The following is a 26326-nucleotide window of genomic DNA, read 5'->3' as shown; positions in this document are numbered from 1 at the left end:
AATAATTTTATCAAAAATGAAACTCATTGTATATTGTTTTGTTTTTCGTACATGCTTTTCTTAAAGGAGCTGATTAAATGAAACGAAAGATCGCCATCAGCTTAAGCATATTCTGCACGATTTTAGGAGGAGCATTCTTGATTGACCGAAATGATCAAAAAAGGTGGCAGGACGGCAGTGAATGGCCGCTATTTTCTGAGCACCTTTTCCGCATGAGCTATCAGGAAACTAAGCTGTATCCTTTTCAGCCTAGGGAATATTTACGAATTGTATTAGCTGATGAATAAAATCATATAGGATAAAAGAAATATAAAAAAGCATGTGCCTATGAGAGGGCACATGCTTTTGATGTTTCAATGTTTTAAGTAAACATTCTAAGTAAGATTGTTGCGCAGATCACAGTTGCTGCTCCGCCAAGACGTGTAGATACTTGTGCGAAAGGCATGAGACCCATTCTTCCAGAAGCTGAAAGGATCGCAACGTCACCAGTACCGCCAAGTCCGCTGTGACAGCCTGTCACAATCGCAGATTCTACAGGGTACATGTTCATCAATTTCCCAACGAAGTAACCAGAACCCACCATTCCAAGAACGACAGCGATACATACACAAACGAATGGAATAGAAATCACTGTTGCTACATCATCAAGTGGAATGTATAGAATCCCTAGACCGACCATAAGCGGCCATGTAAAGCTTCTTGATACAAACTTGTAGAACTGCTGTGAGCCATCTTGCAGATGCTGAGGCATCACGTTTAAGTATTTGATTAAAGCGGCAAGAACAATCATTAAGATTGGACCTGGAATATGAACAAAGCTTTCTAATAAACCACCAAAAATGAACGTTGTACAAGCCACGAGTACACCAGCACCCATTAACCCAAAATCAACTTTTGGATCCATATCAGGCTGTTCAAAAATTTCATTTGCCTCTTTAGATTTTACAAGACGACCATTCCCGTTTAGTTCAGGACGTTTTTCACCAAGCTTCTTCATTGCGCCAGCACAGATAATGGCAATGACGTTCCCAATGACGGCAGCAGGAATTAATTGAGAGATTAATGACTCTGCTGATACACCAAGAATTTGTGAATAAGCAATAGATAATGGCAAAATCCCTTCTCCAACACCACCGGCAATAATCGGAACAATAATAAAGAAGAACGAATGATGCGGTGTGTAACCAACTAAAAGACCAACAAGAATTCCGGCAGTCACAGCTGCAATTGTACCTGCAACAAGAGGAACAAACATACGAATAAGGCCTTGTACTAAAACAGTTCGCTGCATCCCAAGAATACTACCTACTACAAGAGCAGAAATATAGAAGTAAAGGAAGTTCGACGTCTTCATAAGAGACGTAACCGCTTCCAACGAGTTCGGATTCAGAACATGAAAAAAGACCAGGAACGATGGTACGAATAAAGAAAGAATCGCCGGTCCACCAATATCTTTTAATATCGGAATACGTTGTCCTATATCTCCAAGGAAAATCCCCAAAATCATAATAACAGCGAAACCACCAAGCATATTTGCTGGAATTTTATTAAAATAAGCGGCAGTTAAAATAATCGCTGCAAGTACTAAATACACAGGTAAGTCAATAACACCAATTTTCCAAGACATGATCTTACGGAAAACGCTTTTATTATTGTCAGAATCGTCTGTAATCGATTTCAATTGTTGTGTATTAGCCACATAAACACCCCCAAATGCTATTTGTCTCAATTGTAGAAGATTCTGTGACACTCATCTATTTATTAAACTAAATTAAGTGTAATAAAAGTAAAATAAACAGGAGTTTTTATGTTTTTATCATACAAAAATCCCCTGAAGGTAGTTTATCCTTCAGGGGATTGATCATGCATCGTTATTATCGTTTTCCTTTTAAATAAGGTGTCCCAAGTGCTTTCGGTGCATCTGCTCGGCCGATGAAGCCAGTGAGTGCTAGGATGGTCAGCACATATGGTGCAATGAGCATATACACGTTCGGTATATCTTGGAAGAGCGGCAGGAGAGAGCCAATAATGCTTAAACTTTGAGCAAATCCAAAGAATAAAGCAGCGCCCATTGCGCCGAATGGGTGCCATTTACCGAAGACAAGTGCAGCTAGTGCGATGAAGCCTTGTCCAGTAATGGTTGCATGTGAGAAATCAAGAGCGATGGTTGACGCATAAACAGCTCCGCCAAGACCACCAAACAGTCCACTAATAAAGACACCGATATAGCGCATCCGGTACACTTTGATTCCCATTGTATCAGCAGCCATTGGATGTTCTCCGACTGCACGAAGACGAAGACCAAACGGCATTTTAAATAAAACAAACCAAGCAACAACCGCAAGCGCTAATGCGAGTATGGACGTATAATAAACATCTTTAAAGAAGATATCGCCAATTATCGGAATGTCACTTAAAAGGGGAATATCACCTTTATAGAAAGGCTCTGTAATTTTATCTGTTTGAGCTTTCCCGTAAATGAGTTTCACGACAAACAGCGTAGCGCCAAGTGCCAGCATGTTAATCGCAACACCACTGACCGTTTGATCTGCACGGAATGTAATGGTCGCAACTGCATGAATGAGAGAGAACAATCCGCCAATCGCCATTCCAACGAGGAGCCCAAGCCACGGGGTCAAGGCGCCAAATGTATCAGCAAAAAACAAGTTAAAGATAATACTGGAAAATGCTCCGACGACCATCAAACCTTCAAGACCGATATTCACAACACCTGATCTTTCTGAAAAGACGCCTCCAAGAGCGGTTAAAATAAGTGGTGCAGCATAGACAAGTGTTGCTGGGACGATGATTTCAAGAATTTGCAGAAATCCCACTTATTTTCCCCCCTTTTTCTTCATTTGGTTCATCACAAGACGGATAATATAGCTTGAGGCGACGAAAAGAATAATGATCGCAATGACAATATCAACGACCTCAGTTGGTACGCCAGATTCAAGTGGCATATTTAAAGCGCCGACCTTCAATCCACCAAGCAGCAGTGCAGCAAGAACTACACCAACAGCAGTATTTCCACCTAATAAAGCGACGGCGATTCCGTCAAAACCTACACCGGTAAACGAGCCTTTAATTGATGCATATTCAAATGTACCAAGACCTTCCATTGCGCCTGCAAGACCTGCAAAAGCACCTGAAATGAGCATCGCATAAATGATATTGCGGCGAACATTCATACCGGCATAATGGGATGCCTGCTGGTTCATTCCAACAGCCCGCAATTCAAAGCCTTTAGAGGTTTTTTGAATAATGACCCACATCACGACCGCAGCTATAATGGCAACAAAAATACCATTATGCATCCGGGAGAAATCGGTGATTTGTTCAAAGAAACCAGAGCGAAGCGAGGCAGTGGCATCGATTTTTTCTGTTTTATCTTTATTATTTGTTAAGACATTTGAAATCAAATAGTTCGTCACATGAAGGGCAATGTAGTTCATCATGATCGTGACAATCACTTCATGAACATAAAAACGAGCCTTTAAAAACCCAGGAATAAAGCCCCATAATGCACCAGCAGCAGCTGCGGTGATGAGTGCAAGTGGCAGATGGATGTACATAGGTGCATGGACAGTTGTACCGATCCATACAGCAGCTACCCAGCCAATCAGCATTTGACCTTCTACACCGATATTAAAGAGACCTGTCCGAAATGCAAAAGCAACAGCAAGCCCTGATAAAATGTAAGGTGTCACTTGTCTGATGGTTTCTCCCATATAATAGGTTTCACCGAAGACGCCATTCCAAAGGGCGCCATAGCCTTCGATGACACTATAACCGCTTGCCAGCATAATAATGGCCCCAACAAAAAGACCAAGTACAATGGCTATAAGCGGAATAAGCAGATTTGTTAAGCGATTAGACATTTGCTTCTTTCCCCACTTCCTGTTGCGTACTTCCAGCCATTAATAGACCAAGCTCTTGCTCTGTTGTTTCTTTTGGATCAACGATGGCAATAATGCTACCTTCGAATATAACAGCAATCTTATCACTGACATTCATAATTTCATCAAGCTCAAATGAGATGAGGAGGACGGCTTTGCCTGTGTCCCTTTGCTCAATGAGGCGCTTATGAACAAATTCAATCGCACCAACATCAAGTCCACGTGTCGGTTGAGCGGCAATTAATAAATCGGGATTGCGGTCAACTTCACGGCCAATAATGGCTTTTTGCTGATTCCCGCCTGACAGGGCGCGTGCCTCTGTATATTCACTCGGTGTTCTTACGTCATACTCGGCAATGATTTGCTTTGCCTTTTGGTATATATTTTTCATATTCATCAAGCCAAATTTTGAGTATGGACGCTGGTAATACGTTTGTAACGAAATATTTTCTCCTATTGAAAAATCAAGCACCAGTCCGTGTTTATGACGGTCTTGAGGAATATGTCCAATTCCAGATTCGGTCACCTTACGAGGCGGAAGATTTTGAATGGCTTTCCCGTTTAGCATGATCGTGCCAGATTCTGATTTTTTTAGACCAGTAATGGCTTCAATCAATTCAGATTGACCATTGCCATCGACTCCAGCAATACCAACAATTTCTCCAGCCTTTACTGAGAGGTTGAGATGTTTGACCGCTTCAATACCTCGCGCGTCTTTTACCGTAAGATCCTGAATTTGAAGCACTTCTTCAGCAGGAGAGGCGTCTTTTTTGTCTGTCTTAAATGAAACTTCACGGCCGACCATGAGGCTTGCAAGCTCATCTTTGTTTGTGCTTTCCACATCAAGTGTACGAATGCCTTGGCCTTTTCGGATAATGGTGACGCGGTGACATGCATCCATAATTTCTTTCAGCTTATGGGTAATTAAAATAATGGATTTGCCTTCATTGATTAAGTTTTTCATAATTTGTATGAGTTCTTTAATTTCTTGAGGTGTTAAGACGGCTGTTGGTTCGTCGAAGATCAAAATATCAGCGCCGCGATAAAGTGTTTTTAAAATTTCTGCACGCTGCTGCATGCCAACAGAGATGTCAGATACTTTGGCGGCAGGGTCTATTTTTAAACCATAGCGGTCAGAAAGCTCTTGTACTTGCTGTATGGCTTGTTCTTTGTCGATCTTTCCAAATTTCTTGGGCTCTTTTCCTAAAATGATGTTTTCAGCGACGGTGAAGGTATCGACAAGCATAAAGTGCTGATGCACCATACCGATGCCTAAATCACTAGCATCATTCGGGCTAGAGATGGTCACAGGTTTTCCGTGAACCTTGATTTCACCTTTTTCAGGCTGGTAAAGACCGAAAAGCACGTTCATGAGCGTTGATTTTCCAGCGCCGTTTTCACCAAGCAGCGCATGAATTTCGCCCTTTTTCAGCTGCAACGTAATGTTATCGTTTGCTACAATGCCAGGGAATTCTTTGCGTATATTCAACATTTCAATGACATAATCCACAGGTTTAACCGCTCCTTTTTTAGGGTGCTGATGAAGATAAAAACTAGCAAAAGAAAAGCTGCAAAACGAGGCTGCAGCTTTTCTTTTACCACCTTTTACGAATAAAGAGGAGGTAAAGGAGAAACAAGGGGATAAGGCGCGCTTATCCCGATGTTCAAATTAAGCTTTAAAATCTTTTAGTTCATCACGTGTTGCAGGGATTTTAATTTCGCCCTTGATGATTTTTTGTTTCCATTCTTCTACTTTCTTCAATACATCTTTATTAAGGTTGTCCTGAGATGGAGAAATGTCAAGAGCGCCTTCTTTCAGACCATATGTGATCACTTCGCCGCCAGGGAACTTACCTTCTTTTGCTTTCGTTGTTAAGTCTTGTACCGCTTTGTCTACTTTCTTAACCATAGAAGTAAGGGTGACACTTTGTTTTGTTCCAGGTACTTTTCCTTCGTCATACTGGTCTTTATCTACACCGATGACCCAAACTTTACGGTTAGGATCCGCTTTTTTCAGGTTTTTCGCTTCTGTGAAAACACCAGTTCCAGTGCCGCCAGCAGCATGATAAATGATGTCGACGCCGGATTTGTACATGCTTTCAGCTGTTGCTTTCCCGATGTCTGCCTTATCGAATGCACCAGCATATTTCACTTCAACTTTTGCTTTCGGGTTAGCTGCTTCAACGCCTGCACGGAAACCAACTTCGAATTTTCTGACTAATTCAGAATCAACGCCGCCAACAAAACCAATTTTATTTGATTTTGTAGAAAGAGCAGCCGCAACACCCACAAGGAATGATCCTTCATTTTCGTTGAACACAATGCTGGCTACGTTGTCTTTTTTCACGACAGCATCAACGATGGCAAAGTGGTTTTTCTTACGCTGATCTGCAATTTCACTAATAGAATCTTGCATTAAGAAACCAATTCCGTAAATAAGGTCGAATTTCTCACGAGCAAGTGTGTTTAAGTTTGTTGTATAGTCAGCGTCTGATTTAGATTGTAAGTAATCAAAGCCGTTTTTACCTTTTTTTAGATTGTTGTCTTTTCCAAATGCTTGTAAACCTTCCCAAGCTGATTGGTTAAACGATTTGTCATCGACACCACCGACATCAGTTACCATTGCAACAGTGAATTGATCTTTATCTTTTTTGCTTTCACCGCTGTTTGAGCCAGAGTTGCCGCATGCTCCAAGGATGGTTCCTGCTGCTACGACTAAGGACAATGCTAGTCCAATTTTGCGCTTCTTCAAAACATAACCCCCTATAAAATTTAAAAGTTTCAGAAAAGTCTCGCGAAAAAAGACCGACCTATCTCTTCTCACCCTTCTGAATAGGGTATTTTATCCTGCTTTCTCCTGAAACTTATGGAGGACAGGAGAGAAGATGTAAGACATCAGACTTATATCTCGTTGAACTAATCAATCATAATTTATCATTTCCAATCCAATAAATAAATAGAAATTTGTTTTATTTTAAAAAAAATGTTAAAAGGCTAAATTCGATGTCTTTTTATGTGCTGAAATATGATATAATGCCGCTTTTGTGATGTGATCTACTACAGTGGAACCACTGATATCAAGGGGTTTGTCACATCGTGTTCCATAAAAAAACATCTGGCCTCTGTATAAGGTCAGATGTGTCAAATTATAGATATTGCTGAATTAAATTCATATTTGTTGTACTGAGTTTATATTGGAAAACAGGGCGTCCAATTGTCCCGTATGCCATTTCAACATCAACTACTTCGATGTCCTCAAGGAATTTCAAGTATTTTCTAATAGAGACTTGAGAGATTTCTGTATGATTCGCTAGGTCTTCGGTCGTGAAAGCCTGATGACCGAATGATTGAATACTTGTCCAGATGAGTTTGAGTGTGCTTTTGGTCAGGCCTTTTGGCAGAAGGACTTTTTCCGTCTCTGCTTTTTTATGAAAGAGCTTCGCATCTAAATCATTTTGCGAGATGCTGTTCATCGTTTGGTACAAGGCGTGTTTTCGTTTATATTCTGAGAGCGCTGATTGGAAACGTTCAAATTCAAACGGCTTGATCAAATAATCAACAGCCCCGTTTCGCATCGTTTGCTGGATCACGTCGACTTCATTGGCAGCTGAAATGACAATGACATCAACCGAATGATTTTGTTTGCGAATTTCTGATAATAATGCCAGGCCATTTTGTCCAGGCATATAAATATCGAGCAGTACAAGGTGAATGGCTTCTGTTTTTAAGATGTCCAGTGCCTGCTGAAAAGAGGTGGCAATCCCTTTTAATTCAAAGCCGTCGATTTGGGTCAGGTAGCGTTTGTTCAGCTCCCCAACCATTGGGTCGTCTTCTACTATTAACACATTAATCATGTGAATCCTCCTTTTGTTTATACGGAATACGGAGACTAAAGGTCGTTCCTTCTCCTTTTTCACTCGTGACAATCAGATGACCGTTCAATTTTTTGATGCTTTGATCAACGAAGTAGAGACCGAATCCTCTGTCTTCTCCTTTAGTTGAAAAGCCTTGATCAAACATGATGTCTTGTTCTTTTTTTGTGAGACCAACACCTGTGTCTGTAATTTCAATATGAAGCTGCTCCTGAACGTATCGGAATGAGATCGAGATGTTTTTTGTCTCAGTATGAGAAACAGCATCGAGTGCGTTATTTAACAGGTTGCCAATGACGGTAATGAGATCATGCGTCACTGCCGGGTCCTCTGAATTTGGGACTTGTGTGCTGCATATGACTTCTAAGGTCGCGCCTTGTTCCCTGATATAGCTTTGTTTTCCTAGTAAAAATCCTGCTAAAACAGAGTTTTTCACATGGTTGATGATTTCATTTGTTTCCGTCTGCTGATAGATCGCAATATCTTTGATATAAGTGCCAAGGTCATCGTAGTTTTTGAGCTGAACCAATCCTAAAATGACATGAAGCTTGTTCATAAATTCATGTGACTGGGCACGGAGGGCATTTGCATACATTTTGACTCCGCTCAGCTGCTCAGCCAAGTGTTTGACTTCTGTTTTGTCACGGAAGGTGGCGATTGCTCCAACGATCTCGCCCTTTACCGTAATCGGGACTTCGTTAAATACGAGCTCCAGTCCGTTCATTCTCACGTCGCGGTCAAGTAGCGGCTTGCGTGTTTCAATGACTTGCTTTAGACCGCTTGAAGGGAGGAGCACCTGAACATCTTGTTCTCTAGGATCAACCATAATGCCCATATTATGAAAGAGTCGTTTCGCTTCAGCATTGGCGAGCTTGATTTTACCGTGCTGATCGACGGCAAGAATCCCTTCTTTTGTTGATTCTAGCATGGCGCTTCGTTCTTTTAATAATGTAGCAATCTCATCTGGCTCTAGTCCAAACATAATTTTCTTCACTTTTCTTGCCACAATGAGTGCCCCAATGATACCAGAAAGAAGACTGAGCGATATGACGAAGTAGAGTGGAAGTAAGCTTTGATGAATAATCAAGTCAATTTCCTTTAACGTAATCCCTACTGCCACAGCCCCGAGCTGCTTCCCATTTTGATCATAAACCGGAACAAAAGCACGCATGGATCTGCCAAGTGTTCCAGAAGCCGTACTAATATGCTCTTTACCCTGTAATGCTAGTTTTTCATCACCGCCAGCAAACCGCTTCCCGATCTTCTGCGGATTTGGATGGGTTTTGCGAATGCCGTTCATATCCATCACGACAACGAATTCGGTTTTGGTGATTCGCTGAACACTTGTTGTATATTGACGGAGTGCTGAATACGATCGATTTTCTTCTAATGATTTCGCTGTGATCGGAGCCTCTGCGACCATTTTGGCAGTGGAGAGGGCGATGTCACGTTCCTGCTGATGAATGTTTTTAGCTGTTTCTGACCAGATCGTAAAGAAAGTGATACAAAGGGAGATCAGGACAACGATACAAACAAAAATCGTCAGTCGTGTTTGCAGTCTTAATGTTTTTTTCACGAGTATACCCCTAACGCACGATTTTTTCGTAATAGTAATACTTTAACGGGAAAATGTAAGTTTGTGAAGGAATGTACGTGCAAAATCACAAATTTGATTTTGCTACCAGTTTACTTTGAAAGCATCTTGTCAATCCGTTTTAAGTGAGCCATAATAAATGTGAGCTTATGAGAAAGGATCTATTTATGAAAAATACATATTTGACTGGATATTTTCCGCTGATTTCGATTTTACTATTCAGCTCTGCTTTTTCGATTTTCACAGTAGGGATTATGACTGATTTCTTGACTCAAGCAGGTATTTTAAAAGGAATGCTGGAATTCTTCTCGGAACAGGGCATCCGGCTTGCTCTTTTTGCTGCTTTTGCACTTGTTTATTTTATGATTTTATCTGCCTTGAAACTGATTGCAGATACGGTGTTAGAGCTGGCGCTACTCTTTTTCGCGAAAGATCCTGAAGGAGAGAACTTAAAGAAAATTCGGATTGCATCCGTTGTTTATTTATTTGCCAGCTTGCTTGCATTTCTGCTGACGCAGCAGCTGATTTTGCTTGTCGGACTATTTGTTTTAGCAGGTCTTGTTTATTTTATCTGGGTAGTAGTCCGCATTTATCAATCGCTTTCCATGCTGAATTTAATTGGATTTATGATGTTTATTTTGCTGTTTTGGGCCACGTTTTTAATCGGCATTTTGTACTTATTTATTAAGCTTTATAACAGTGTTATGGCAAGTCTGCCTTCATAAACAGACAAAGAAAGCATCCTCCGATAGTGGAGGATGCTTTTTTTATGATAGAAACCGTTTTTGAATATCAGGTGTAGGCATCATACAAGATGTTTTTTGACCGAACCATTTGTAGCGATTTTTCGCTATCCGCTCATAAAACCAATCACGGATAGGGCGCGGAATGGCAAGGAATAAATAACTCCATCTGTAGATCCCTTTTAAATGCCGCGTTGCTTTTAAAATGCCTGTCGACTTCGTATAAAGGGTGCCTTTTTCAATATAAATGAATGAATTAAACTCATCTAAAGGCAAACCGTTTTCTTTTAAAATGCGCTGCCCTGTCTCTGATTGTAATGAAGCAAACATCATTCGCTCATTTGGATCACGCTTAATCACAAACTGAACAGCGCCGCTGCATACGTTGCAGACACCATCAAATAAAATTAAATGGGATGGATGTGTTGAATGCATTGCAATCAAACCTCCTGTTTATCTGGCGTATTGCATTGTATTTTTCCAAATACGTAAGTGCGGACTTGAGCTGTAAATAGATTCAACCGTTCCTCTATCTCTTCCAACCCATACACCCATTGTATATTGATCTGTCAGTCCAACAAACCAAATGTCTTTGTAGTCATTGGATGTTCCTGTTTTACCACCAATGTAAGGGGAACTGAAATTCGCTTTTTTCCCTGTTCCGCTTTTTACAACGGAGGCAAGCAGTTTACGCATGGTGTCATTTGTCCGCTGAGAATACACTTGCTTCGGTGACTCTTTCCACTTGTAAAGTGTCTTGCCGTTTAAGTCTGTCACCTTTGTGATCGAATGATTTTGCGTGTAAGCACCTTGGTTGCCAAAGACGGTATACGCATCTGTTATTTCTAGCGGCGAGAAGCCCTTCGTAAATCCGCCAAGTGCAGAAGGAAGGCGGTAATCATCCGCTACGATATGCTCGAATGAGAATTTCTCTAAATAGCTAAAGCCTTTTTTGACACCAACTGTATCTAGCATTCGGATCGCAGGGGTATTGTAAGAGTTTTTAAAGGCTGTTTCAAGTGTGACGGTTCCATACGTTTTATGATTATAGTTCTGCGGACAGTATCCGCTGCTACAAAACTTGCCGGCACTAATTTTGCTTGAAGCTGTTGCACCGGTTTGGTCGATGTAAGGACCATAGTCTAAAAGCGGCTTAATCGCAGAACCAGGCTGTCTTTGCGCTTGATAGGCGTAGTTGAAATCAAACTTTTTATAGTTCTTGCCTCCAGCAAGTGCGACAATTTGATGCGTTTCATGATTAATGACCGCTGATCCGCCTTCTACACCTTGGTAAGGTAGCTGCGCATTGAGCTGATAGACGGCTCGTTGCTGTAAGGAAGGATCAAGTGCTGTATAAATTTTGACCCCATCCTGAAGCAGGGCACTGACCTTTTCAGATAATTCTTTTTGAATGGCTTTTTTGCTCCATCTGTTTTGGCCTTCTTCAAGCGTTTTGTAAAGCCTTCCTGATCTGACACAAGATCGGTAAATTCCTCATTGGCATATGTCACATAGTCAGGGTAAAGGTTTTTCTTTTCACTTAAGGACAGGTTGATTTTTTGTTTGATGGCTTTTTTGTATTGCTTTTTGGTGATGACGCCGTCTTTCTTTAAAATGCCAAGCAGTCGTTCTTGGCGTTTCTTTGTGTGTTTGAATTGCTTCAATGGGTCATACAGTGTTGGGTTGTTTGGAATCGCAGAGATAAATGCCATCTGTGCAAGCGTTAAAGAACTAAGTGGCTTATCAAAATAGTAATTAGCCGCAGAACCGACACCGTAAACACCATTACTGAAATAAATCGTATTTAAATAGCTTTCGAGTATTTCATCTTTCGAGAATTTCCGCTCTAATTCATAGGAATAGAGCAGCTCTGTAAACTTTCGGGTGAACGAACGTTCATGGCTTAAATATAAATTACGAGATAATTGCTGTGTGATCGTACTTGCGCCTTGGCTGATGCCATGGTTTTTCACATTTGAGGCAAGGGCACGAACAACTCCCATAAAGTCAATGCCTTTATGGTCATAAAAGTTACGGTCCTCTGAGCGGAGGAACAGCTCCTTCACATGATCAGGAATTTTATCATACGTGACGAACACTCGGTTTTCATCGTTTGATACGATTTCGGAGATGAGGGAACCATCCCGATCATACATATAACTGTTTTGGGAAAAATCTATCTTTTCCAGCTTGATTTTTTGATCAAGCACTTCGTTCACAGGCTTCACACTTGCAGCTTCTTCCTTTGATAGATAAAAAGTCAGAACAAATAATGGAATGAGGGCAGCAAGTAATAACCAACCAATCATTGCACGAAACATGAGGTCACTCACTTTCTTCAATTTTCTAGCCATATCGTACCATTCTTTTGCGAATACGAGAAGGTTATTTTTAGAAAAGAATGGGCTTGAAGTCTAGTGAATAAGGCTTCTACACAAGAAAAAAGAGTATCTGATGCTGGATCAGACACTCCTTTCTTTTGCCTTCGACTGTGAGCGGACTGCCCATAAAAATAATGCGCCAAATAGAAAAATGCCGGCGGTGACATAAAAGACAGCTGGAATCCCGTAATGACTCGCCACAATGCCGCCAATTACCGGACCGACAACATTCCCAAGAAAACGGAAGCTGACATTGTATCCAAGCACTTCCCCTTGCATAGAGGCAGGTGCTTTGATCCGAATATATGCCGTCGTACATGGAATAATCCCGCCAAGTGCCATCCCGTATAGAAAACGGAAAAGTACTAACATCGCATAGGAATCCGCCATTGCTTGCGGGATGAATAAAATAGAGGAGAGGATGAGAAGGGCAAGCAGCACCTTGTCGTGACCAATTCGATCTCCTAGATCTCCCCATTTTCGTGTAAAGAGCAGGTTGCCAAGCCCAGTTGCAGAGAACGCAAGACCTGCATAAAATGCGAGATTAACAGGACCGTGTAAATCATGAATGTATAAAGCCAAAAGTGGCTGAATGCTAAAGTTCCCTACTTGTGTAATAAACGTTAAAAGCATCGTGACGACAAGCAAAGGCTGTTTGAAAATATGAACGAGCACATCCTTCCGTGAGTAAGAAACGCGCCTCGCTTCTTTTGAACGGATGGGATGTTCTTTCACTCCGAAAATAATCACAATTGCTGACACATAAATGACAGCCGCTGTGAGGAAAAACGTATAAATAAATCCGACGCTGTCTGCCATGAATCCGCCCATTAATGGACCAAACAATCCTCCGGCGACATTACTCATCTGCATCGTTCCAAGGGTTTTACCTGCAGTTGCCTTTTCCGTCTGTGCAGAGATGAGTGCCATTGAAGTCGAGATAAAACCTGTGACAAGCCCCATGAAGAGCCGCAGGGCGAATAGCTGATAAACGGTTTGCACAAGCCCCATTAATAGAATACTTGTTGCGATCCCAATCCCGTTAATGAGCAAAATCTTTTTATAGCCATGCCGATCTCCAATCCGTCCCCAAATCGGAGAAATCAGAAAGGCCGTTAAAAACGTGACGCCAAAGACATAGCCGCTCCATCTTTGGACAAATTCATTTGAATAACTGCTATCAAGAGATTCTATGTAAAGTGATAAAAAAGGGACGATCATTGTAATGCTGGCAGATACAAAAAAGTTCACAAACCACATGATGTACAAGTTTTTCTTCCTGTTTGTGATAGAGACCACCTTCTTTATTTATTTCGTGTTCCTTAATAATTATAAAGGAAACTAAACGATCTTTCATCTGATGAATAGGTTGGGCATAGTGAATCTGCATTATTTTCAAGAAAATGAAGTGATTTCAAGGTCCGTCTTAATATAATGGTATCAGAATGAAAAACTGATGAAAAAGTGAGGTGAGACTGGTGGAACAGAAGACGGTGCTTGTGGTCGATTTTGAATTTACGATGCCTGATGGAAAGTATCATCCGCAAAATTTTTTTCCTGAAATTATTGAAGCTGGGGTAGTGAAAGCGGCAAGTGAAACGATCATAGACACGTTCTCTAGCTACGTCAAACCGAAAAAGTTCCCGAAGCTGACGAAGCGCTGTAAATCGTTCCTCGGTATTACGCAGCAGGATGTAGAGAGCGGAATTTCCTTTGAGGCATTTATCGAGAAGCTTGTGTCGCTAGATGGGGGAGAGGATTGTGAGATTATTACATGGGGCAATATGGACATGAAAGTGCTGAAGCAAAACTGTATGCTCAATCACATTGCCTTTCCTTTTAAGGGGAAGCTGAGGGACCTTGCCTTTGAATATAAAACCTTTTTTGGTGATCGCACACTGACAGGGCTTCGCAAGGCGGCAAAGGAATACGGCAGTGAAGGAGCTGGTAAGCATCATAAAGCACTAGATGATGCCATGACGACTTATCAGCTGTTAACCCTTTTTGAAAAAGACAGAGCCTATGTGGAAAATCCGCAAACAACCAAAATTGGTGAGCTGATCGATTTCTCACATTTTTTTGATTCGGCTGATTAGCGGGCGTCTTCTGGAAAATAATCTTTTTCGAGAGAAGATAGGCATGCTCTTGATTTTTCCGCCCATTTGGATTCATCCGCATGGAGCGCTTGTTTTAATTTTTCTACAGCTTCTTTTAGTGATACTTGATAATCTGGTATAACGCCATCATAAGGCTTCACCATATGATGAGGGATATTCGTCTGTTCACGATAGGCCAAAGCCCGTCTTTCTTGGAAAAAAGGCACGTCTGCTTCTTTTGGGTGATGCAGGTCGCCTTGAGTGGGATGTGTCAGAACGGCTTTTACTTGAACGAGATAGGCCGATGGTTTCACTGCTGTCACTTCCCCAATGTAAACACCTGTTTTATAAAATCCTTTCACAACTTGTCCAATTTGAATGTCTGTCATGTGAAATTCCTCCATTTCCTTCTCGTAGGAAGGTATTTCATTTCTTTTAGCCAATATAGTGAAGTAAACGAGCAAAAGGGGGAATGGCGAATGTTGTCTTTCATCGCACTCTTTCTACTGTATTTTCCTGAAGATAAAAGGGAGTACATCCCAGCGGCAATCACCACTGTGATTTTCTTTATGGCTGCATTTATTTGCTTTCGTCTGATCGTTCGTGCGTCTAAGAAGCAGGAGCGGATAGATGAAAAAAAGACAAAAAAAATGGATTGATCATTTTCTTCTTGTATCTTCAGGAAACTTCACGGTAACGGTTGTACCAGACTGCAGCGAGCTTTTGAAACGAATGGTTCCATGGTGATTTTCAATGATAGAAAATGTCACGGTCAGCCCAAGTCCAGTCCCTTTGTTTTTCAATGTGTAATAGGGTTCGCCAAGCTTTTTCATTTGGCTTTCTGTCATTCCTACACCGTTATCCACGAAAAAAAGGCATATTTTATGATTTTCTTTTGAAGCATAAAGCTCAATTTTCCCTTCGTGTTCTGGGGCTGCTTCAATCGCATTTTTGATTAAATTAATCATGACTTGCTTGATCTTCGTTTCATCACCTTGAATGTATAAGTCTGGTTCAATGGATTGATGAATCGTGACCGATTTGAAATTCGCATAGGATGTCATCAGTGATGCACATTCCTCGAGTAATTTAGATAGATTGAGAGATTCAATTTGATAATAATTTTGTTTCGCAATGTCAAGATAACTCGTGATAATATCCTGCGCCCTGTCTAACTCGGACAGAACGAGATTTTTATAATCTTTATTGGTTGATGTCTCTTTTGTATTGTCACTAGAAAAGAGCAATTGGATAAAGCCTCTCACCACTGTCAGCGGATTGCGTACTTCATGGGCAACGCTTGCAGCGAGTTCACTTACAATGGTCAGCTTTTCTGATTGGACGAGCTGTGTTCTCATTTGCGCATTTTCTTTCACGAATTCAATGGAATAGATACTTAGCACGAGAAAGAATATGTAGTAAAGAGTTGAGAAAAATAACTCAAGTAACTTCTGCTGCATAATAAAGGCCGGGCTGTATTCCATTAAGCTGACCGCAAATAGTCCAATGTAAATAAAGAATCCTTTGGATAAACCGATAAGCACTCCATACATCAGCTTTTTCAGCTTCGAATACTGACGCCATTTCCGGTAGAACAGAAATGGGATGAAAAAGTAAATCGGTACGACAATGAGTCCAACCCATAAAAAAGAGCCATACATCACGAATTTGACCATGGAACTTATCAAGATGGCGACGATCCCAGCTGTGTAGCCTCCGTATAAAATGGCAAGTACAAGAGGGATGGATTGAAGGCCAGTCTGCAAGTCTAAAATCGAACCAACTGGATACATAATACATAGTGCTGAAGAGATGGATGCGAATACTGTGATGAGCAGTTTATTCGTTTTTGGGAAATGAGCAGGGGTCCGGCTTAGCCATAGCGCGTGATATAAAAAGATTGGAAATAGAATAAAAGATACATGGAGCAGAAAATCCTTGAACATTTCCATTTAAATGCTCTCCTCGTAAATAATAGTAATTCCTCTCATTATATCATTTCATGTACAAAGTAGATATGATAAAAGGAGGGTTTTTTTCTTTAAAAAGAACACCCGTGAGGATGTTCTTTCGATCATATAGGTCTTAATCAGATGATTGCGTAAACGCTTGATGAAGGCGTTTCAATCCTTCTTTGACTGTTGAAGTAGGACAGCCGAGATTCATCCGAATAAAGCCGTCTCCTTCGAGTCCGTACACGTGACCAAGCTCTAGGATCACTTTGCCCTTTTTTAGCAAATTGCGTTTCAATTCCGCTTGACTGAATTGATAATCCCGAATGTCTAGCCACAATAAATAAGAAGCATCTGGTTTCATATAACGCATGTTTGGAAGATGTTCGTCAATATAGTCCATTGCCATTTTCATATTGCTTTCGAGATAAAGAACAAGTGCATCAAGCCACTCGTCGCCATGGCGGTAGGCTGCTTCCATCGCAGGGATCGCAAATGCATTCAGTTTAGCCAGTCCGTTTCTTTGCATTTCATTGTTGAAAAGGGTTCTTTTTTCTTCATCGGAAATGATAATGGCAGATGCTTGGAGGCCAGCTAAATTAAATGTTTTACTTGGTGCAATGCACGTCACTGTGATATGTGCTATGTCGTCAGAAAGACTAGCAAATGGTACATGCTGCTTTCCGTATAGCATCAAATCAGAATGAATCTCATCTGAAACGACTGTGACACCGTGCTTGATACAGAGGTCTCCAACTTGCTTTAATTCCTCTTTTGACCACGCTCTTCCGGACGGATTATGCGGATGACAGAGGAACATGAGCTTCGATTCAGGTCTGCTTAATTTTTTCTCTAAATCATCAAAATCCATGACATAGCGGTTGTTTTCTATTTTTAAAGGATTGGTTGAGACTGTTCGTCCATTTTGTTCAATCATTTGATAAAAAGGTGTATACACAGGGGACTGTATGACGACTTCGTCACTTGGTTTTGTATAGGCTTGGACTGCAAAACTAAGTGCCGTGACAATTCCAGGTGTGAAGGTGACGTCTTCTGTCTGAATCGACCACCCGTGTCTTCTTTTGAGCCATTCTGCTACTGCCTGCTGCGTATCCTGATCTTGAAAGGCATAGCCAAATACGCCATGATCCAATCGCTTTTTTAATGCATCAAGGACGACCTGCGGCGCTTTAAAATCCATATCGGCTACCCACATTGGCAGCGCATCTGTTGTAAGGAATAAAGACTCTGCTTGATCCCATTTCACTGATTTTGAACCTTTACGTATGATCTGTTCGTCGAAATTCATGAAACCCACCTCTAGCCGTTTTTCAACCATTGTTGGTTGTGCTAAAATAAACATCACAAAATTTATTATAAGCGGTGATACCGATGAAAGATAGTCAAGCTGTAGAAGAGATGATTCAACTCATTAAGGCATGGGACCCTTTTCAATATGGGGAGGACTTTTATGAAACGGAGCCTGCTGACGTCATCAGTGCATTATACGACGCAGAAGACTCTTTATCTTTAGCAAAAGACATTCAAGCCATTTATCATCACTCATTTGAGCAGCTCCTGCCTTTTGAGAGCTGTCAACATATAGCGAATCAGCTTTTCGTCATACGAGACAGCAGCTCCTGCACACGCTAAGACAGGCTGAAATGTCCGATTTGATCAGACACAAAGACCGGATTTTCCTCAGGAACGAGGTGCCCGGTTTTTTTTAATGCGTGCAAGGTCGAGTTTGGCAGATCCTTGTGTAGCCTCTCTCCTATTTGGATGGGAACGATTCGATCTTCCTCACCCCAAATGAGCAGCACGGGTGTCTCCATTTTCTTTAGGACATCCGAGGTCAAATCCCCTTCCCGGTGCCGAATCAAGCGGAAAATCCCTCGGAAAATTTGATCATCAGAAAAAGGCTTTAAATATCCATCCACCATCTCTTGATCAATGATGGAATGATCATGCACAACAGCCGTTAAATTTTTCATGATGCCTTGCTTCAAGAGCTTTCTTTTAAGATAGAGATAAAAATAAGGAATATATGTGCTGTAAACAACTGATCTCTTTGATTTATTTAAATATCCTGAGCTGCACAAAAGGATCGCCTTTTCAAATAGGTCTGGCCGTTCAGATGCGGCATATAAAGCAATTTGGCCGCCCATCGAATGACCCACAAGGATCGCATGCTGAATCTGTAAGTAACCAGCTAGCTCGATAATGATCTTTGCCATGTTGCGATAGCTGTAAATAAACGTATTCGACTTCTCGGACTGTCCAAATGGCGGCAGATCGATCGCGATTAAATTGAAGTCTTGTTTCAGAAGCGGGATGAGCTTTCGATAGCTGAAGGTAGAAGAGAAAAGACCATGAATTAAGATCAATGTTTTCTTCCCCTGATTTGGATAGTGCTCGTAATAGATGTCTAAACCGAATTTACTTTTCATATAAGCTGGCTGAACAATGTCCATACTCATCACTCCGATACTTGATACTCTCTGTTAGGTGACTGTATTGTACCCTAAAAAGTGGATTTTAAGCTATGGTTAGCATCTTTTCCCTGCTTAGCATAATGGGAAAAACGTGCTATAATGTTCAGAAGATTTTTTAAAACTAGCTTTTTACAATCTGAGGTGTGAAATCAAATGAAACTAACAGAAAAAGAAACTGAAATATTAGAGATTTTAGATGAAAACAGCCGTGCCGATTTAAATACAATTGCAAAAATGGCAGGCGTGACAACAGAAGAAGCAGAAGCGATTATTCAAAAACTTGAAGATCAAAAAGTCATTATTGATTACTCAACCATGATTGACTGGCGTAAAGTAGATGGTCATGAAGGCGTCACAGCCATGATTGATGTCAAAGTGACACCAAAAAGAGGCGTCGGATTTGATGAAATTGCTGAACGTATTTATCGCTTTCAGGAAGTGGAGTCTGTCTATCTCATGTCAGGTGTTTACGATCTATCTGTTGTGATCCGCGGAAGATCTATGTCTGATATTGCCCGCTTCGTGTCTGAAAAATTATCGACACTTGATTCCGTTGTTTCAACAACTACCCACTTTATTTTGAAGAGATATAAACATGATGGGAAAGTGTTTGAAACAGGAGACGATGACAAAAGAATCGTGGTGTCACCTTAAATGAAAAAGTCTTATTTATCTGAAACGGTACAAAGCATTCAGCCGTCAGGTATTCGGAAATTCTTTGATTTGGCAGCCACAATGGAAGGGGTCATTTCCCTTGGTGTCGGCGAGCCAGATTTCGTGACAGCTTGGAATGTCAGAGAAGCAAGTATTATGTCATTAGAACAAGGGCTTACCTCTTATACGGCGAATGCAGGGTTATTATCTTTGCGAAAAGAATTGAGCAACTATTTATATAAGCGGTTTCACATTGACTACAGTCCTGAAGAAGAACTGATTATCACAGTTGGCGGAAGCCAGGCACTTGATTTGGCGTTTCGTGCGATTTTAAACAGCGGGGATGAAGTGATCATTCCAGAGCCTTGTTTCGTAGCATATGGGGCCCTTACGACACTTGCGGGCGGAGTACCTGTTTATTTAAGTACATCGGCTGAAAAAGATTTCAAAGCAGACTCTACGGATCTTCGCACGAAGCTGACGCCTAAGACAAAAGCGATCCTGCTTTGCTCACCGTCAAATCCAACTGGTTCTGTCTATTCAAAGGAAGAGCTTGAAGATATTGCTCAATTTGCAAAAGAGCATGACCTTCTCATTATCACAGATGAGATTTACGCAGAGCTGACGTACGATGAAGCTTTTACAAGCGTTGCGGCAATTCAAGATATGAAGGAAAGAACGATCCTCATTTCAGGCTTTTCAAAAGGGTTTGCTATGACTGGCTGGCGCTTAGGATATGTGGCAGCACCACCTGTACTGCGCGATGCCATGCTGAAAATACACCAATATTCTATGATGTGCGCGCCCTCTATGGCACAATATGCAGCAGAAGAAGCCTTGAAAAACGGGCTTGAAGATGTAGAGAAAATGAAGAAAAGCTACAGAAGGCGGCGAAATTTGTTTGTCGGCTCTTTGAATGAACTGGGGCTCACATGTCACCAGCCAAACGGTGCATTTTACGCTTTCCCGTCCATTAAAACGACGGGCATGACGTCAGAACAATTTGCTGAGGAGCTGCTCCTAAGTGAAAAAGTAGCCGTAGTCCCTGGTAATGTCTTCGGACCGAGTGGTGAAGGTCATATTCGTTGTTCATATGCTTCGTCTCTTGACCATCTTCAGGAATCACTTTCAAGAATCCAGCGCTTTTTGCAGGAACGACAAGTGAAAGAAGAAGCACCTGCCATCATCAAATAAAAAAAGGCATCAATCCATTAGGACTCATGCCTCTCAAATTAGGGGGGAATACTAGAAAGCATTCTTGTTTTCAGGTATTCCCCCTTTTGAACTGATCTAAACCCAATTAAAAAATATTTTGCGTAAAAGACCGTTCTGTGATATAGTTTTTAATTGCGTATAAACGAATATTAAAACATTTATTTAGGAGTTGTTATCATGGCGACAAAGTTTGAAGTAGGCAGTGTTTACACTGGTAAAGTAACAGGATTACAAGCGTATGGTGCGTTTGTTGCATTAGATGAAGAAACTCAAGGACTTGTGCATATTTCTGAAGTAACACATGGTTTCGTAAAAGACATCAACGAGCATCTTTCAATTGGTGACGAAGTTCAAGTGAAAGTTCTTTCTGTTGATGAAAAAGCTGGTAAAATCAGCCTTTCTATCCGTGCTACACAAGAAGCACCTGAAAGAAAAGAAAGCAAACCAAAGAAACAAAGACCACAGCAAGTGAAAGAAGAAGCTGCTACACCACAAGGTTTCAATACACTTAAAGATAAACTTGAAGAGTGGATTGAGCAATCTAACCGTAAAGATTTGATCAAGAAATAAAAAAAGCACCGCTTCAAACGGTGCCTTTGGCTGCCTCGTATAGGCGGCCTTTTTTATGTCTTTTTGTTTAGCGAACCTCTGGATTCGGCTCGTCACGGCGAACAGCTTCTTCGCTTGGCTTGAACAATAGACCAAGGTTAACAAGACCTGCAATTCCAACAAGACCATAAATAATACGTGATAATGCAGAGCCTTGTCCGCCAAAGATCGCTGCTACTAAGTCAAATTGAAAAAAGCCGATTAGTCCCCAGTTAATAGCACCGATAATCGTGAGCACGAGGGCAATACGCTGAATAGCACTCATCGTGATTCCTCCTTTCGCTACAGCATCAATACATTTATATTTTGCAGATTTTTAGCCAAACTATGCGTAAGAAAATGGATTAAAGCAAATTACTTTACTTTTGGAATGATTGAGGCGCATAATGTAGCGCGAGGAGGAGATCAAATGGATCGATTTACTTATTGGAACCCAACGAAATTAATATTTGGAAAGGGAGAAGTTTCAGCCCTTTCAGATGAACTCAAACACTACGGAAAAAACGTATTACTTGTATATGGTGGAGGCAGTATTAAACGAAACGGCCTTTATGACCAAGTTGTCAGCATCCTAAAAGAATCAGGAGCTGCAATCACTGAACTTGCTGGTGTTGAGCCAAACCCGCGCTTAACAACGGTAAGAAAAGGGGTTGAGCTTTGCAAAGAGAACAACGTTGACTTTATTTTGGCAGTTGGCGGCGGCAGTGTTATTGATGCAACGAAAGCGATCGCAGCCGGAGCCAAGTACGATGGAGATGCTTGGGATATCGTGACGCGTAAGCATGTCCCAATGGAAGCAATTCCGTTCGGTACGGTGTTAACCCTTGCTGCAACAGGTTCTGAAATGAACTCTGGATCAGTGATCACAAACTGGGAAACAAATGAGAAATATGGCTGGGGAAGTCCAGCAGTTTTCCCTAAATTCTCTATTCTTGATCCAGTGAACACGTTCACTGTGCCAAAAAACCATACGATTTATGGCATGGTTGATATGATGTCTCACGTGTTCGAACAATATTTCCATCACACGGAAAATACACCTTATCAAGACCGTATGTGTGAAGGGCTTCTTCGTACGGTCATTGAAACAGCTCCGAAGCTGATTGGCGATCTAGAGAACTATGAGCTGCGTGAAACGATCTTATTCACTGGGACCATTGCGCTCAATGGTATGCTGTCAATGGGAGCACGCGGTGACTGGGCATCTCACAACATCGAGCATGCGGTATCTGCTATCTATGATATCCCTCATGCAGGCGGACTTGCGATCTTGTTCCCGAACTGGATGAAGCATGTCATTCAGGAAAACCCAGGCCGCTTTAAACAATTAGCGGTACGCGTATTCGATGTGGATCCTGCGGGCAAAACAGACGAAGAAGTGGGCTTAGAAGGAATCGACAAATTGTCAGCTTTCTGGACAAGTCTTGGCGCACCGAACCGTTTAGCGGACTATGATATCAACGATGAGAAAATTGATTTAATCGCAGATCGTGCAATGGCACGCGGTGAATTTGGTCAATTTAAAAAGCTAAACAAAGAAGATGTTCTAGCTATTTTGAATGCTTCTTTATAATCAAACAAAAAAAAGATAATTGCTTTCGAGCAGTTATCTTTTTTTGAGTTCGACGTGTACATATGTTAAAGTAGTCTTTCATGTTTTTGGATATATACGCTGTAAGGAGATGTATCAACAGATGGAAAATTTTATTTATTATAATCCAACGAAATTAATGTTTGGAAAAGGACAACTAGACGGACTAAAAAGCGAACTCGCTCGTTATGGAAAACGAGTGTTACTTGTATATGGTGGAGGCAGCATTAAGAAAAATGGTCTTTATGATAATGTGATCAGCGCGTTAAATGAAGCAGAAGCTGACGTATTTGAGCTGTCAGGTGTTGAACCAAACCCGCGCCTCACCACAGTGAAAAAAGGAATCGACATCTGCCAAAATGAAAAAATTGATTTCCTATTAGCTGTTGGCGGCGGCAGTGTGATCGACTGTACAAAAGCGATTGCAGCCGGAGCGGAATATGACGGAGATGTGTGGGACATTATCTCAAAGAAAACAACCGCTCAAAAAGCATTGCCGTTTGGCACAGTGCTCACACTTGCGGCAACTGGTTCAGAAATGAATCCAGACTCTGTCATCACAAACTGGGAAACAAATGAAAAATATGTGTGGGGCAGTTCAGTCACTCATCCTGCTTTTTCAATTTTAGACCCTGAGCATACTTATTCAGTGCCAGAAAACCAGACGGTGTACGGCATGGTCGATATGATGAGCCACGTCTTCGAGCAATACTTCCATAATGTGAAAAACACGCCTTTACAGGATCGAATGTGTTTTGCTGTTCTTCAAACAGTCATTGAGACAGCACCAAAACTGCTTGAAGACTTACAAAACTATGAGCACCGTGAAACGATCCTTTACGCAGGAACGATTGCTTTAAATGGAACGCTGCAAATGGGTTACTTTGGCGACTGGGCGTCACATACGATTGAGCATGCAGTATCGGCTGTCTATGACATTCCGCATGCAGGCGGACTTGCGATCCTCTTCCCAAATTGGATGCGTCATACACTCGATCACAATGTGGATCGCTTTAAAAATCTCATGCTAAACATGTTTGACATCGAGACAGAGGGAAAATCTGATCGTGATATCGCATTAGAAGGAATCGACAAGCTGTCAGCCTTCTGGACAAGCCTCGGTGCACCAAGACGTCTAGCAGATTATGACATTGGTGAAGATCAGCTGGACAAAATTGCCGACATTGCGGCGAAAGAAATGGAATACGGTGGTTTTGGTAACTTTATGAAACTTGGTCGTGATGACATTCTTTCTATTTTGAAAGCTTCTTTATAATCCTTCGTGCCGTTTCTCTCTATGAGAAACGGCTTTTTGCTATGGGAGTGACGATCACTTGATTTCAATAGCTAGTTCCGCTAAAGTGAAAGGGACAGAACTAACGTAATGGAGGGCTTACAAGCGATGACACATATTCAATTTGACTACTCAAAAGCGTTACCTTTCTTTCAAGAGCATGAGCTTACATATTTAAAAGATTTTGTGAAGGTGGCCCATCATAATATTCATGAACAAACGGGTACAGGCAGTGATTATTTAGGCTGGGTTGACTTGCCGAAGCAATATGATCGCGAAGAATTTGCCCGCATTAAAAAAAGTGCAGATAAAATTAAGTCAGACTCTGATGTCTTACTTGTTGTCGGAATCGGCGGTTCATATCTCGGCGCACGTGCGGCGATTGAATTCTTGAACCACTCTTTCTATAACACGCTGCCAAAAGACAAACGCAAGACGCCGCAAATCATCTTTATTGGAAACAACATCAGTTCTTCTTATTTAACTGATGTAATGGATCTATTGGAAGATGCAGATTTCTCTATTAACGTCATTTCAAAATCTGGTACAACAACAGAGCCAGCGATTGCGTTCCGCATCTTTAAAAAGCTCCTCATTGAAAAATACGGTGCCGAAGAAGCGAAAAAACGTATTTATGCAACAACGGACAAGGCACGCGGTGCATTGAAAACATTAGCAACAGAAGAAGGCTACGAATCATTTATCATCCCTGATGATGTAGGTGGACGTTATTCAGTCTTAACAGCAGTGGGTCTATTGCCAATCGCTGTGAGCGGTGCAGACATTGATCAGATGATGGAAGGTGCGGCAAAAGCAAGCGAAGACTTCGCTTCATCTGAGCTTTCTGAGAATGCGGCATACCAATATGCTGTCGTCCGTAATGTCCTTTACAATAAAGGTAGAACGATTGAAATGCTGATTAACTATGAGCCAGGGTTGCAATACTTTGCAGAATGGTGGAAACAATTATTCGGTGAAAGTGAAGGGAAAGATGAAAAAGGAATCTACCCTTCATCTGCGAACTTCTCAACAGATCTTCATTCACTTGGTCAATATGTTCAAGAAGGAAGAAGAGACTTGTTTGAAACAATCGTTAATGTAGACAACCCTCGTCATGAGCTTGTCATCGAAGCAGAAGAACAAGACCTTGATGGCTTGAACTATCTAGCAGGAAAAACGGTTGATTTCGTTAATAAAAAAGCATTTGAAGGAACGATGCTTGCTCATACAGATGGAAAAGTACCGAATTTGATCGTCACAATTCCTGAGATGGATGCTTATACATTCGGATATCTCGTTTACTTCTTTGAGAAAGCATGCGCGATGTCTGGATATCTACTAGGCGTCAATCCATTTGACCAGCCTGGCGTAGAAGCTTATAAAGTGAATATGTTTGCTTTATTAGGAAAACCAGGCTTCGAAGAGAAAAAAGCCGAGCTTGAAAACCGCCTGAATCAATCGTAAGAATGAAAAGCACACCTTTCAGCGTGATAGAAAACCTTTGAAGTCTAGGAAGGGCGAGCACTGGCGCGGAGCGAATTTAACATTCGTGAGCACCAAGCGCGCAGACCTGACAACGAATGCAAGGGTTTGTCTACACGCTGAGCACACCTTTGAAGGGTGTGCCTTTTTTATTTTCGCACGGTTCCTGTGCAAGCCTCCTTACGCTCTGTACATAGAATAATGAGTAGAGGAGGGTGAAACATGAGAACGAATCATATTTACATTCACGATATTTCTGGCCAGGCAATCGTCAACTTTGGCAATGTCGGACGCATTTGTCCTATGAGTGCTACGAAGGAAACATCAGGGTCCGGCAGTGCGAACGAGACGAATCAATCATCCAATCAAAGCTTATTTGATGCCACTTTTTCAAACAATGTACAAATCACGAGAGATAGATGTATGAATTCCTCTCTTTAACGAAACCT

The 26326-nt window shown here is 41.4% G+C and carries 26 protein-coding genes and 1 pseudogene; 12 read left to right on the top strand and 15 right to left on the bottom strand.

What is annotated here, in order from left to right; all coding sequences use genetic code 11:
- Nucleotides 1-77 precede the first annotated feature (77 nt).
- The gene (locus tag CKW02_RS15685; protein ID WP_003213300.1) at nt 78-287 is read left to right on the top strand and encodes a hypothetical protein; all 210 of its coding nucleotides are present in this window, start codon (nt 78-80) and stop codon (nt 285-287) included.
- Nucleotides 288-361: 74 nt separating this feature from the next.
- Here the strand turns inward: CKW02_RS15685 and CKW02_RS15680 are convergent, their stop codons facing one another.
- The 7 genes from CKW02_RS15680 to malK form a co-directional block, all read right to left on the bottom strand.
- A complete protein-coding gene (locus CKW02_RS15680) occupies nt 362-1699 on the bottom strand; it encodes a sodium/malate symporter MaeN (RefSeq protein ID WP_003213451.1) in 1338 nt (445 codons plus the stop codon).
- Nucleotides 1700-1874: 175 nt separating this feature from the next.
- Nucleotides 1875-2834, bottom strand: coding sequence for an ABC transporter permease (locus tag CKW02_RS15675; protein WP_003213713.1), 960 nt, complete (start codon nt 2832-2834; stop codon nt 1875-1877).
- Nucleotides 2835-3881, bottom strand: a complete 1047-nt coding sequence (locus CKW02_RS15670) for an ABC transporter permease (RefSeq protein ID WP_003212654.1) — start codon at nt 3879-3881, stop codon at nt 2835-2837.
- Nucleotides 3874-5409 (bottom strand): ABC transporter ATP-binding protein, encoded by a 1536-nt coding sequence (locus CKW02_RS15665; RefSeq protein ID WP_003213375.1) that lies wholly within the window; start codon nt 5407-5409, stop codon nt 3874-3876. Before CKW02_RS15665 ends, CKW02_RS15670 begins: the two co-directional genes overlap by 8 nt.
- A gap of 159 nt (nt 5410-5568) precedes the next feature.
- Complete coding sequence (locus CKW02_RS15660) at nt 5569-6651, bottom strand: BMP family lipoprotein (protein WP_044140813.1); 1083 nt, start codon at nt 6649-6651, stop codon at nt 5569-5571.
- Between the two features lie 394 nt (nt 6652-7045).
- A complete protein-coding gene (locus CKW02_RS15655) occupies nt 7046-7753 on the bottom strand; it encodes a response regulator (RefSeq protein ID WP_003213073.1) in 708 nt (235 codons plus the stop codon).
- Nucleotides 7746-9347 (bottom strand): malate sensor histidine kinase MalK, encoded by a 1602-nt coding sequence (gene malK, locus CKW02_RS15650; protein WP_003212735.1) that lies wholly within the window; start codon nt 9345-9347, stop codon nt 7746-7748. Before malK ends, CKW02_RS15655 begins: the two co-directional genes overlap by 8 nt.
- Before the next feature lie 185 nt (nt 9348-9532).
- Between malK and CKW02_RS15645 the strand changes: the two genes are divergently transcribed.
- Complete coding sequence (locus tag CKW02_RS15645; protein WP_003212871.1) at nt 9533-10090, top strand: YufK family protein; 558 nt, start codon at nt 9533-9535, stop codon at nt 10088-10090.
- A gap of 42 nt (nt 10091-10132) precedes the next feature.
- Here CKW02_RS15645 and CKW02_RS15640 read toward each other — a convergent pair whose 3' ends face one another.
- The 3 genes and pseudogenes from CKW02_RS15640 to CKW02_RS15630 all read right to left on the bottom strand — a co-directional run bounded on the left by CKW02_RS15640 (nt 10133) and on the right by CKW02_RS15630 (nt 13749).
- On the bottom strand, nt 10133-10543 hold the full coding sequence (locus CKW02_RS15640) for a thiol-disulfide oxidoreductase DCC family protein (RefSeq protein ID WP_003213597.1): 411 nt from the start codon (nt 10541-10543) through the stop codon (nt 10133-10135).
- Between the two features lie 18 nt (nt 10544-10561).
- A pseudogene (locus CKW02_RS15635) lies at nt 10562-12462 on the bottom strand (transglycosylase domain-containing protein).
- A 108-nt stretch (nt 12463-12570) separates the two neighbouring features.
- Nucleotides 12571-13749 (bottom strand): MFS transporter, encoded by a 1179-nt coding sequence (locus CKW02_RS15630; protein WP_249118190.1) that lies wholly within the window; start codon nt 13747-13749, stop codon nt 12571-12573.
- A gap of 218 nt (nt 13750-13967) precedes the next feature.
- On the opposite strand from CKW02_RS15630, the gene kapD reads away from it, so the two are divergent.
- Nucleotides 13968-14585 carry a 3'-5' exonuclease KapD gene (gene kapD, locus CKW02_RS15625; protein WP_003213730.1) on the top strand — a complete coding sequence of 206 codons (618 nt, stop codon included), beginning with the start codon at nt 13968-13970 and terminating at the stop codon, nt 14583-14585.
- On the opposite strand, the gene kapB is transcribed toward kapD, so the two are convergent.
- On the bottom strand, nt 14582-14974 hold the full coding sequence (gene kapB / locus CKW02_RS15620) for a kinase-associated lipoprotein KapB (protein WP_003213196.1): 393 nt from the start codon (nt 14972-14974) through the stop codon (nt 14582-14584). The two genes, kapD and kapB, sit on opposite strands and share 4 nt — an antisense overlap.
- Before the next feature lie 90 nt (nt 14975-15064).
- Here kapB and CKW02_RS15615 point away from each other — a divergent pair, with 90 nt between their 5' ends.
- Nucleotides 15065-15244, top strand: a complete 180-nt coding sequence (locus tag CKW02_RS15615) for a hypothetical protein (RefSeq protein ID WP_003213469.1) — start codon at nt 15065-15067, stop codon at nt 15242-15244.
- Here CKW02_RS15615 and CKW02_RS15610 read toward each other — a convergent pair whose 3' ends face one another.
- Both CKW02_RS15610 and CKW02_RS15605 read right to left on the bottom strand, forming a co-directional pair.
- Nucleotides 15245-16537, bottom strand: a complete 1293-nt coding sequence (locus CKW02_RS15610; RefSeq protein ID WP_095117872.1) for an ATP-binding protein — start codon at nt 16535-16537, stop codon at nt 15245-15247.
- Between the two features lie 133 nt (nt 16538-16670).
- On the bottom strand, nt 16671-17846 hold the full coding sequence (locus CKW02_RS15605; RefSeq protein WP_003213773.1) for a MalY/PatB family protein: 1176 nt from the start codon (nt 17844-17846) through the stop codon (nt 16671-16673).
- A gap of 83 nt (nt 17847-17929) precedes the next feature.
- Here CKW02_RS15605 and CKW02_RS15600 point away from each other — a divergent pair, with 83 nt between their 5' ends.
- The gene (locus tag CKW02_RS15600) at nt 17930-18190 is read left to right on the top strand and encodes a YugE family protein (RefSeq protein WP_003213422.1); all 261 of its coding nucleotides are present in this window, start codon (nt 17930-17932) and stop codon (nt 18188-18190) included.
- On the opposite strand, the gene CKW02_RS15595 is transcribed toward CKW02_RS15600, so the two are convergent.
- Entirely contained in the window at nt 18187-19011 is an 825-nt protein-coding gene (locus CKW02_RS15595; protein ID WP_003213663.1) for an alpha/beta fold hydrolase, read from the bottom strand. The genes CKW02_RS15600 and CKW02_RS15595 overlap by 4 nt on opposite strands.
- Before the next feature lie 174 nt (nt 19012-19185).
- Between CKW02_RS15595 and CKW02_RS15590 the strand changes: the two genes are divergently transcribed.
- The 3 genes from CKW02_RS15590 (at nt 19186) to yugI (ending at nt 21471) form a co-directional block, all read left to right on the top strand.
- Nucleotides 19186-19686 carry an Lrp/AsnC family transcriptional regulator gene (locus CKW02_RS15590; RefSeq protein ID WP_003213765.1) on the top strand — a complete coding sequence of 167 codons (501 nt, stop codon included), beginning with the start codon at nt 19186-19188 and terminating at the stop codon, nt 19684-19686.
- Nucleotides 19687-20880 carry an aminotransferase gene (locus CKW02_RS15585; RefSeq protein ID WP_003213272.1) on the top strand — a complete coding sequence of 398 codons (1194 nt, stop codon included), beginning with the start codon at nt 19687-19689 and terminating at the stop codon, nt 20878-20880. It abuts the gene before it with no gap.
- 198 nt (nt 20881-21078) lie between these two features.
- On the top strand, nt 21079-21471 hold the full coding sequence (yugI, locus tag CKW02_RS15580; protein WP_003213420.1) for a S1 domain-containing post-transcriptional regulator GSP13: 393 nt from the start codon (nt 21079-21081) through the stop codon (nt 21469-21471).
- 67 nt (nt 21472-21538) lie between these two features.
- Here the strand turns inward: yugI and CKW02_RS15575 are convergent, their stop codons facing one another.
- The gene (locus CKW02_RS15575) at nt 21539-21775 is read right to left on the bottom strand and encodes a DUF378 domain-containing protein (protein ID WP_003212952.1); all 237 of its coding nucleotides are present in this window, start codon (nt 21773-21775) and stop codon (nt 21539-21541) included.
- Between the two features lie 144 nt (nt 21776-21919).
- Here CKW02_RS15575 and CKW02_RS15570 point away from each other — a divergent pair, with 144 nt between their 5' ends.
- From CKW02_RS15570 to CKW02_RS15555, 4 genes are all read left to right on the top strand, one after another.
- Nucleotides 21920-23083 carry an iron-containing alcohol dehydrogenase gene (locus tag CKW02_RS15570; RefSeq protein WP_003212993.1) on the top strand — a complete coding sequence of 388 codons (1164 nt, stop codon included), beginning with the start codon at nt 21920-21922 and terminating at the stop codon, nt 23081-23083.
- A 121-nt stretch (nt 23084-23204) separates the two neighbouring features.
- Complete coding sequence (locus CKW02_RS15565; protein ID WP_003213557.1) at nt 23205-24377, top strand: iron-containing alcohol dehydrogenase; 1173 nt, start codon at nt 23205-23207, stop codon at nt 24375-24377.
- 126 nt (nt 24378-24503) lie between these two features.
- Complete coding sequence (locus CKW02_RS15560; protein ID WP_003213393.1) at nt 24504-25859, top strand: glucose-6-phosphate isomerase; 1356 nt, start codon at nt 24504-24506, stop codon at nt 25857-25859.
- Nucleotides 25860-26099: 240 nt separating this feature from the next.
- The gene (locus tag CKW02_RS15555) at nt 26100-26318 is read left to right on the top strand and encodes a spore germination protein (protein ID WP_003213169.1); all 219 of its coding nucleotides are present in this window, start codon (nt 26100-26102) and stop codon (nt 26316-26318) included.
- Nucleotides 26319-26326: the final 8 nt, after the last annotated feature.

Origin of the sequence: Bacillus pumilus (assembly GCF_900186955.1) — a bacterium.
GTDB lineage: Bacteria > Bacillota > Bacilli > Bacillales > Bacillaceae > Bacillus > Bacillus pumilus.
The sequence above is the reverse complement of the archived record's forward strand: the minus strand, read 5'-3'. Positions and strand labels throughout refer to the sequence as shown.